The organism is Psychroserpens damuponensis (assembly GCF_000826655.1).
GTDB lineage: Bacteria > Bacteroidota > Bacteroidia > Flavobacteriales > Flavobacteriaceae > Psychroserpens > Psychroserpens damuponensis.
The window spans coordinates 1-2,454 of the sequence record NZ_JXJO01000083.1; the positions used below are offsets into that span (position 1 = coordinate 1).

Consider the following 2,454-nt stretch of genomic DNA (forward strand, 5'->3'; position numbering starts at 1 on the left):
ATTTCATCGGAAATATCTAAACATCCCTATTATTTCATTAACAGGTAGTAATGGCAAAACAACGACAAAGGAACTCATAAACGCTGTGCTTTCTACAACGTTTAAAACAACAGCTACCATAGGAAACTTAAATAATCATATAGGAGTTCCCTTAACCCTTTTAAGCATGAAAAGCACTACAGAAATTGGTATTGTAGAAATGGGAGCTAATCATCAAAAAGAGATTGAGTTTTTAACCAAAATAGCCCAACCAGATTATGGGTTAATCACAAACTTTGGCAAAGCTCATCTAGAAGGTTTTGGTAGTTTTGAAGGTGTAGTTAAAGGAAAATCTGAACTATATCAATATCTCATAGCCCATAAGAAAACTATTTTTATAAATGAAAACGATCCTTTACAGATAAAACAAGCTGGAAATTACGACAAAACAATACGTTTTGGGTCTCAAACCAGCTTACTCAACTCTCAACCTTATATTTCTATGACCTACCAAAACCAATCCATAGAAAGCCATCTCACAGGATCCTATAATTACAATAACTTATGTACAGCAATAGCGATAGGAGAATATTTTAAAATATCTACGCAAAACATATGCAACGCTATAGAACAATACATTCCAAATAATAATAGATCACAAATTGTAAAACAAAACGGACATCAAATTATTTTGGATGCTTACAATGCAAATCCGTCTAGTATGCTAGCTGCATTAACAAATTTTGAGCAATTAAACAACGAGAATAAAGTTGTCATATTAGGAGACATGTTTGAATTGGGAGCTACTGCTCCATTAGAACATCAAGCTATTTCAGATTTCACGAACAGTTTAAATTTACAAACAGCAATTTTTGTTGGAGAGAATTTTTACAATATAGCCTCTAAAAACAATACCAATTATTATTATAAATCTTTTGAAGATTTTAAAATTAACTTCGGAAATTTTAAGTTTAAAGATCAGTCGTTCTTAATAAAAGGCTCACGTGGCATGGCTTTAGAGCGCGTCTTAGATTTAATATAATTAAAAAATTTTCAAACAAATGGACATGAAAAACATTACTTGTTACCTCATATTATTGATCAGTTCTACTTTTGTATTCTCTCAATCAAATCAAATCCCTACAGGCTCATACTACTCTGAAGATGAAGGCACCGGATTTTATTTTATCGTAAATGATAAGAATGAATTTCAACTTTCAATCTCTCAAGGAAAAATCACTACTGACACAATTTCTAATCTAGAATTAAAAAAACAGAAAACACCAATTTTTGGAGTTAAGTATATTGAAGAAGATCCAAGTAAAGATTCACTCTCTATTACATTTCCTAAAGGTTTTAAAAATTACCATTTAAACCAAATTTTTATAGCAACAAAAAACAGTGTAAATGATACTCCTGCGTACATTCAAGCTTCCGAATTAAATAAAACCGATTTCTATAAAAACGATGATTTTAAGTTAAAAATTAAAAAGTCAAAATTTATTTTACTTTTAGAAGAGACTTACAATAAAGAAACAAATATTCTTTATGAATATGAGCTACCTAAAAAGGTCTCTAAAATTAAAATCACATATCATCCTTCAAAAACCCGTAACATAAAGTTACATGCAACTTATAATTCTATAGATAAAACAGTCATCGTTAACGAAAATGGAAGAAACAATCCCATTACTTTTTATAAAGACTTTGACAAACATTTAGACGAATTTAAAACACCAAATTCTATTACTAAAGATATTATTTGGAGAAACGAAGAAACGATTAAACCTGTTACTTCTGCTTATAAAAGTCTTTATAAATATGAATTAAAAACTTTTAGCAACTTCGAAAACGCACTGCAAACTGCTAAGAATGACAACAAATTATTATTAGCATTCTATCTCCCTGAAGGCAGTAAAAATGAAGAAAACTATACAACTTTCATAAAAAACTATGAGCAAAAGCTATCCAATATGATGTATGATCGTTACAAAACTAATTACGATAAATTTCGTTTTTATCTAATTCCTAAGACAGACAAAAAGCATATAGAAAAATTTGACTTAAAAGAAAATGAGCTAATTGTTTTAGATGGCATTCAATCTATAATTTATAGACATAAAGCCTCAATAGCTGAGCTAAGCAAAGAAATCATGGATCAGATAAGTTCATATTCTAGAAACGATTTTAAAGACATGCAGCTCATGAAAAGGTTAGATGACGCCATTTTAGCAAAAAAATTTAATGCCATAGAAACGCAACGAATATTCAATAATATAACTAGTATTACTGCTTATGATTTCTTCTCAGGTCATGAAAGTAATCTAGAAAAAACGTATAGAGAAAATGAGTATATTAAAAACAATTCAATCTACTATACATTACAGTCAAACTTAAACCAAGTTAACAATCTGTTTGAAAAATTAATTGATTCTCACAAAGAAGACGCTACTATTGATTTTGAATTTGCAAGTA

General features: G+C 29.3%; 2 protein-coding genes. Both read left to right on the forward strand.

Annotation, left to right across the window (positions count from 1 at the left end):
• Window positions 1–1,021, forward strand: a 1,021-nt coding sequence (locus TD29_RS17620) for a UDP-N-acetylmuramoyl-tripeptide--D-alanyl-D-alanine ligase (protein ID WP_040282893.1), incomplete at its 5' end; no start/stop codon positions are given.
• A gap of 25 nt (window positions 1,022–1,046) precedes the next feature.
• Window positions 1,047–2,454: hypothetical protein (locus TD29_RS17625; protein WP_152611562.1), on the forward strand; the 1,408-nt coding region annotated here is incomplete at its 3' end.